The organism is Gracilibacillus halophilus YIM-C55.5, assembly GCF_000359605.1.
Classification (GTDB): Bacteria; Bacillota; Bacilli; order Bacillales; family Amphibacillaceae; genus Gracilibacillus; species Gracilibacillus halophilus.
On record NZ_APML01000046.1, the window covers coordinates 36,529 to 43,131 of the forward strand.

Annotated in this window: 6 protein-coding genes, 11 tRNA genes and 1 pseudogene; 17 read left to right on the forward strand and 1 reads right to left on the reverse strand. The window is 39.8% G+C overall.

The annotated features are described in order from the left end of the window. The first annotated feature begins 48 nt into the window (after window positions 1–48). The 5 genes and pseudogenes from J416_RS10585 (at window position 49) to J416_RS10605 (ending at window position 4,454) form a co-directional block, all read left to right on the forward strand. Window positions 49–381 carry an anti-sigma factor antagonist gene (locus tag J416_RS10585; RefSeq protein ID WP_040513401.1) on the forward strand — a complete coding sequence of 111 codons (333 nt, stop codon included), beginning with the start codon at window positions 49–51 and terminating at the stop codon, window positions 379–381. Then, a complete protein-coding gene (gene rsbW / locus J416_RS10590) occupies window positions 381–857 on the forward strand; it encodes an anti-sigma B factor RsbW (RefSeq protein WP_003470858.1) in 477 nt (158 codons plus the stop codon). Before J416_RS10585 ends, rsbW begins: the two co-directional genes overlap by 1 nt. Beyond that, a complete protein-coding gene (gene sigB, locus J416_RS10595) occupies window positions 829–1,620 on the forward strand; it encodes an RNA polymerase sigma factor SigB (protein WP_003470861.1) in 792 nt (263 codons plus the stop codon). The genes rsbW and sigB overlap by 29 nt, the downstream gene beginning before the upstream one ends. Beyond that, window positions 1,620–2,213, forward strand: a complete 594-nt coding sequence (locus J416_RS10600) for a SpoIIE family protein phosphatase (protein WP_003470865.1) — start codon at window positions 1,620–1,622, stop codon at window positions 2,211–2,213. The genes sigB and J416_RS10600 overlap by 1 nt, the downstream gene beginning before the upstream one ends. A 76-nt stretch (window positions 2,214–2,289) precedes the next feature. After that, window positions 2,290–4,454: pseudogene (locus J416_RS10605) on the forward strand (Tex family protein). Between the two features lie 20 nt (window positions 4,455–4,474). On the opposite strand, the gene cmpA reads toward J416_RS10605, so the two are convergent. Beyond that, window positions 4,475–4,624, reverse strand: a complete 150-nt coding sequence (cmpA, locus tag J416_RS15445; protein ID WP_003470866.1) for a cortex morphogenetic protein CmpA — start codon at window positions 4,622–4,624, stop codon at window positions 4,475–4,477. Window positions 4,625–4,692: 68 nt separating this feature from the next. On the opposite strand from cmpA, the gene J416_RS10610 reads away from it, so the two are divergent. The 12 genes from J416_RS10610 to J416_RS10665 all read left to right on the forward strand — a co-directional run bounded on the left by J416_RS10610 (window position 4,693) and on the right by J416_RS10665 (window position 6,576). Then, window positions 4,693–5,154 (forward strand): SprT family protein, encoded by a 462-nt coding sequence (locus J416_RS10610; protein WP_003470867.1) that lies wholly within the window; start codon window positions 4,693–4,695, stop codon window positions 5,152–5,154. Window positions 5,155–5,370: 216 nt separating this feature from the next. Then, window positions 5,371–5,445: transfer RNA gene (locus tag J416_RS10615), tRNA-Asn, on the forward strand. A 3-nt stretch (window positions 5,446–5,448) separates the two neighbouring features. Next, a tRNA-Ser gene (locus J416_RS10620) sits at window positions 5,449–5,539 on the forward strand. Between the two features lie 5 nt (window positions 5,540–5,544). Beyond that, window positions 5,545–5,616: transfer RNA gene (locus J416_RS10625), tRNA-Glu, on the forward strand. 20 nt (window positions 5,617–5,636) lie between these two features. Beyond that, window positions 5,637–5,713 (forward strand) — tRNA-Asp (locus tag J416_RS10630). 3 nt (window positions 5,714–5,716) lie between these two features. Then, window positions 5,717–5,791 (forward strand) — tRNA-Gln (locus J416_RS10635). 175 nt (window positions 5,792–5,966) lie between these two features. Beyond that, window positions 5,967–6,039 (forward strand) — tRNA-Lys (locus J416_RS10640). Window positions 6,040–6,087: 48 nt separating this feature from the next. Further along, window positions 6,088–6,171 (forward strand) — tRNA-Leu (locus J416_RS10645). A 69-nt stretch (window positions 6,172–6,240) separates the two neighbouring features. Next, a tRNA-Arg gene (locus tag J416_RS10650) sits at window positions 6,241–6,317 on the forward strand. Window positions 6,318–6,321: 4 nt separating this feature from the next. Continuing rightward, window positions 6,322–6,398 (forward strand) — tRNA-Pro (locus J416_RS10655). A 19-nt stretch (window positions 6,399–6,417) separates the two neighbouring features. Beyond that, window positions 6,418–6,491 (forward strand) — tRNA-Gly (locus tag J416_RS10660). 8 nt (window positions 6,492–6,499) lie between these two features. After that, window positions 6,500–6,576, forward strand: a tRNA-Ile gene (locus tag J416_RS10665). Window positions 6,577–6,603: the final 27 nt, after the last annotated feature.

The window sequence follows — 6,603 nt, forward strand, 5'->3', positions numbered from 1 at the left end:
TAATGGTGTGTGGGGATGAATACAAGAAGGAGGTTCTACATGTTGAGTATGAACTTACATATAGATCAACAGGTAGAGGGATCTACTTATTATGTTAGCGTAGCTGGCGAGGTTGATGCATATACTGCACCGAAATTGAAAGAAGCGATCTTGCCATTAGCACAAGAATCAGGGAAAACGGTTGTTGTAAATTTAGAGCAAGTGAATTACATGGATAGTACCGGATTAGGCGTGTTTATTAGTGCATTAAAATCTACCAAAGAAAATGATAGTCAGTTAACACTCGTATCATTACAAGATCGAGTGAAGCGGTTGTTTGATATAACGGGACTCAATAGTGTGATCGACATTGACTCAACAGTACAAGGTGGGAATAAATAATGGAATCCTTTGACTTCATTGAAATGAAAGTTCCAGCGAAATCAGAATACGTAGGTGTTGTTCGGTTAAGTACTTCAGGTATTGCAAATCGGATGGGCTTTAGTTATGAAGAAATCGAAGACCTTAAAGTCGCGATTTCAGAAGCGATTTCCAATGCCACGACGCATGCTTATGATGATAAAGAAGAAGGGGATGTGACAGTTGGTTTCGGTGTATACCCAGATCGACTGGAAGTCATGGTAGCAGATCGAGGCGGAAGCTTTGATTTGAATGAAATTAAAGATGAAATCGGTCCATATGAAAGCAATCAATCCGTTGACGATTTACGCGAAGGGGGATTTGGTCTCTTTCTAATTGAGGCGCTAATGGATAAAGTCGAAATCAAAAATGATTACGGTGTGATCGTATTGATGACTAAATACCGCCATGAAAATGAGGTGGATATCCATGACGACCAAATCTCAACGACACAATAATAGTGACGATCGTGTGTATACTTGGATTCGTGAATTTCAACAAAACCCCGAAGATACAAACTTACAAGAACAGATAGTCAAAACGTATGAAAACTTGGTCAAGTCGTTAGCACGTAAATATGCGAAGGATCAGATGATCTATGAAGATTTAGTTCAAGTCGGTATGCTCGGTCTTTTGGCAGCTATACGACGGTATGACTCTGATGTCGGGAAGTCTTTTGAATCGTTCGCTGTTCCGACAATAGTTGGTGAAATTAAGCGATTCATTCGTGATAAAACGTGGAGTGTGCATGTTCCACGACGTGTAAAAGAGCTGGGTCCTAAAATAAAAAAAGCAATTGAAGAATTAACCGTTGACCAACAACACTCACCAAAAATTCAAGAAATTGCGCAACACCTTGGTGTAAGTGAAGAAGAAGTCTTGGAAACGATGGAAATGACACAAAGTTATAATGCACTATCTGTTGATCGAAAAGTCGAAGCAGATGCAGAGGGTAGTGAAGTGTCTATCTTAGATATTGTCGGTAATCAAGATGCAGGCTATGATCAAGTGGACAGGCAATTAGTGTTGGAAAAGATTCTTCCATTGCTTAATGATCGTGAGCAACAGATCATAAGGTGTACGTATTTTGACAATAAGAGTCAAAAAGAAACCGGTGAATTATTAGGGATTTCTCAAATGCATGTTTCACGCCTGCAACGCCATGCTTTACGTAAGTTACGAGAAGCCTTGCAAGCAGAAAATATGGAGGCCATGCGTTGATGCAACACATTGATGTTTCTGTCTTTCAAAAAGCAAAAAAAGGAAATTATTATTGTGGCGACAGTTACTTTTATGAAGAAAGTGACGATTACTTTGTTTGCGCGCTGGCAGACGGATTAGGCAGTGGTGAATTTGCTAAGGAATCGTCTCAATTGGTGATTGATACAATTAAAGCAAGTCCTGATGCTTCGGTAAAAACTTTGATGCGACAATGCAATCAACAACTGACAGGAAAGCGGGGCGTTGTTTTAGGCATCTTGCAATTAGATTTACACACTATGCAATATGCCTATTCATCAATTGGAAATATTGGCTTGGTTACGGTAACAGCAAATGCAGTCAAAAAACGTAACATTCCGCAAGCTGGATACTTAAGTGGATTTGATCGTCCGTTTAAAGTGATAACCGGTGACATTGAAGAAGGGATGATATTTCTTTTATTTTCTGACGGAGTCACATCTCGAGAAATTGCTAAAAAATATTTTCTACATCGAGAAGTATATCAGATTACGGATGCCTTTGCGTCTTTTCATCAAAATGCATTAGCTGATGATACGACATTAATTGCGATGAAGTATGATACGACCTCTTAACAGTGTAATCGTTAGGAGGTTTTTCTTTTGGGTGAACTTTGGTAAAATGTAGAGGATAAATGAAGGAGGAAGGATTGTGTCGGAAATAGAAGCAAAAGCTAATTCTTATCAATGGGTTGCAGATCAAACGAAATTAAACCAACAGGCGATACGACGAGTGATTGCCTTATTAGAAGAAGGAAATACTGTACCTTTTATTGCGCGATATCGTAAAGAACAGACGGGATCATTAGATGAAGTTCAAATTAACGACATTCAAGAAGCATGGAATTATGCCAATCAATTAGCAGAGCGAAAGCAAGAGGTATTACGGCTAATTGATGAACAAGGAAAACTAACGGACGAGTTAAAACGCGATATAGAACAAGCTACACAATTGCAACGTGTAGAAGATCTTTACCGGCCTTATAAACAGAAGCGCCGAACACGTGCAACGATTGCTAAAGAAAAAGGATTAGAGCCTTTAGCTGAGCAAGTCTACTTGAGGCAAGATACTGATATTGAAGAACAAGCCTCAACCTATTTTTCAGAAGAACATGAATTAACGACTGTAGAAGATGTCCTAACTGGTGTTCAAGATATTATCGCAGATGGATTGCTGATGAGCCGTCGTATCGTGAAGAGATACGGAAAATGACACATCAGAAAGGCTTGATTCAATCGAAAGCGAAAAAACAAGACATTGATGAAAAACAAGTCTATGAAATGTATTATGAATACAGTGAGGCCGTACGTGCGATCGTCTCACATCGTGTGCTTGCTTTAAACCGTGGAGAAAAAGAAGGTGTATTAAAGGTATCGATTGAACCACCGACAGAACAAGTACATACATATTTAAAGAGACAAGTGCTTCAAAAAGGCATTCCGGGTAAACAACACGATTTCCTTGTCCAAACCATTGAAGATAGTTATAAGCGGTTAATTCAACCTTCGATTGAGCGTGAAATCCGTAATACGCTAACAGAAAAAGCTGAAGAACAAGCGATTACGATTTTTTCGACGAATTTAAAGAATTTGTTATTACAACCACCGCTAAAAGGAAAATATGTTCTAGGTGTTGATCCAGCGTACCGAACTGGATGTAAGCTAGTGGTTGTTGATGATACAGGAAAAGTGCAAGCGATCAATGTCATTTATCCAACAGCACCAAAACATGATGTACAAGGTGCAGAAAAAACGGTGATGGACTATATAGAAAAGTATCCGATTGAATTAGTTGCGATTGGAAATGGTACAGCTTCAAGAGAAACGGAACAATTTATTGCGGATACGATAGGAAAATATGAACTCGATATATCATATATGATTGTTAATGAGGCGGGTGCGAGTGTATACTCTGCGTCAAAGCTAGCTAGAGAAGAATTCCCGGATCTGCAAGTCGAAGAAAGAAGTGCGGTGTCGATCGCAAGGAGAGTTCAAGATCCATTGGCCGAATTAGTGAAAATTGATCCAAAATCTATTGGTGTCGGTCAATATCAACATGATGTGTCGCAAAAGAAACTCAATCAATCGCTAACATTTGTTGTCGAAACAGCAGTTAATCAGGTCGGTGTTGATGTAAATACAGCTTCACCATCATTATTACAATATGTATCTGGCCTGAATAAAACGGTTGCCAATAATATTGTGAAATACCGTGATGAAAATGGAAGATTTACCAGTCGTGAGACGTTGAAAGGTATACCGCGACTAGGCAATAAAACATTTGAACAAAGTATTGGCTTCTTACGAGTGATGGACGGAGAACAACCACTTGATCGCACACCGATTCACCCAGAGACATATCCTGCGACAAAACATTTATTGCAAGAGATTGGTTTTACGCCAAATGATCTTGGAACGGACCAGTTAAAAGATGCTTTAGCTAATCTTGACCAAAACAAAATGGCGGATCAATTAGAAATTGGTCGCCCGACATTAGAAGATATTGTAAAGGCACTAGTGTCACCAAATCGCGATCCGCGTGATGATCTTCCGAAACCATTATTAAAGAAAAGTGTCCTATCCATGGACGATCTAACCGAAGGCATGGAATTGCAAGGGACTGTTCGAAACGTCGTCGATTTTGGCGTGTTTGTTGATATTGGTGTAAAACAAGATGGATTAGTTCATATTTCAAAAATGTCGAACCAATTTGTGAAACACCCGATGGACTTAGTCTCAGTAGGCGATGTCGTTACCGTATGGGTAGAACAAGTGGATCAACAAAAACAACGGATTGCGTTAACGATGATTTCATAAAATAAGTATACTCCTGCTTCTTATGGCATGCGATTTGTCTTGTTCTTAGAGGCAGGAGTCCTCTTGTACAAAGATTGATAAAAAAACCAACATTGATTTAAAACTTTGATTTGATAAATATCTTTTTTCAAATATGCATCTGTCAGTTGATTGATTAACCATGTCGGCATCGAACCCCTCCTAACATGTGATAAAATGTTTCTATTAGCTTATGATGAAGTGAAGTTAGGTGTGAAATATGCAAGTATTAACACAAACAGAATTAGAAGAATTAGTGAATGAATTGTCAATACAATATTTTCAAAAGCCGTTTTACGATCAAGTCATGTTTAATCATCGTTTGCGGACAACTGGTGGTAGATATATTCCTAATAAGCGTACCATTGAATTAAACCCAAAATATATGAAAGAATTAGGGAAAGAAGAATTTATCGGCATTATTAAACATGAACTCGTACATTATCATTTACATATAGCAGGCAAAGGTTATCAACATCGTGACCGAGAATTTAAACAATTATTAAAACAAATCGGTGCGCCAAGGCATTGCACACCACTTCCTTCTAAGCAGCAAACGTATCGTCATCAATATCAATGTAAGGAATGTGGACAGGTATATCATCGGATGAAACGAATGAATGTGTCACGCTATAGATGTGGTAAATGCAACGGTAAAATTAAGAAGGTTGATAATAAGTAGCTGGCTTATTGTATGCTTCATCTATCATAAGGAGATAATTTTTTTGTTTTCTATTGACGCTAAAAAGCGTTCTATGATAAATTATATAAGCACTGAAACGAAGCGGTGCGTTCATAAATACATTGAAAATAAAAATTTCAAAAAGCTATTGACATTCATTGCGATCTCATGTAATATATTTAACGTCGTCAATATAAGACATTGCTTTTATTACATTCCACAGTAGCTCAGTGGTAGAGCAATCGGCTGTTAACCGATCGGTCGTAGGTTCGAATCCTACCTGTGGAGCCATATGGAGAAGTACTCAAGTGGCTGAAGAGGCGCCCCTGCTAAGGGTGTAGGTCGCGTAAGCGGCGCGAGGGTTCAAATCCCTCCTTCTCCGCCATTTATGGCCCGTTGGTCAAGTGGTTAAGACACCGCCCTTTCACGGCGGTAACACGGGTTCGAATCCCGTACGGGTCATTTTCATTTTAAATAAGTCAGGTCCGGTAGTTCAGTTGGTTAGAATGCCTGCCTGTCACGCAGGAGGTCGCGGGTTCGAGTCCCGTCCGGACCGCCATGTTGGGCTATAGCCAAGCGGTAAGGCAACGGTTTTTGGTACCGTCATGCGCTGGTTCGAATCCAGCTAGCCCAGCCATTTTTATGAATTTAATAATTGATTTCATCACTTAATAATATGACAACGACATTAGCAACACTTAAGCTTTCATTATGCTTGGGTGTTGCTAAAGACCTCATTAAGAAGTTTTGAAGAACATTCCCTTTACGCAAATATATTAATAACTTTTGTTATGCCAAATGATTTTTATTAAGAGCCATTAGCTCAGATGGCAGAGCATCTGACTTTTAATCAGAGGGTCGGAGGTTCGAATCCTCCATGGCTCATCGATAATTTGTTTGTTTTTCAATCCTTTATAATACCTATAAGTATATGCGGTCGTGGCGGAATGGCAGACGCGCTAGGTTGAGGGCCTAGTGGGAGTTTATCCCGTGGAGGTTCAAGTCCTCTCGACCGCATTGAAAAATTAAAATAATTATTGACATAGTCAAACGCACGTGTTATATTAATTATTGTCGCTTTATTGAGCGCCCGTAGCTCAATTGGATAGAGCGTTTGACTACGGATCAAAAGGTTAGGGGTTCGACTCCTCTCGGGCGCGCCATCTCCGGGAAGTAGCTCAGTTTGGTAGAGCACTTGGTTTGGGACCAAGGGGTCGTAGGTTCAAATCCTGTCTTCCCGACCATCGAAATCTTAATAAACATGCGGGTGTAGTTTAGTGGTAAAACCTCAGCCTTCCAAGCTGATGTCGTGGGTTCGATTCCCATCACCCGCTCCATACGAAATGGGCCTGTAGCTCAGTCGGTCAGAGCGCACGCCTGATAAGCGTGAGGTCGGTGGTTCAAGTCCACTCAGGCCCACCATTTACGAATTTGATCTTTGAAAACTGA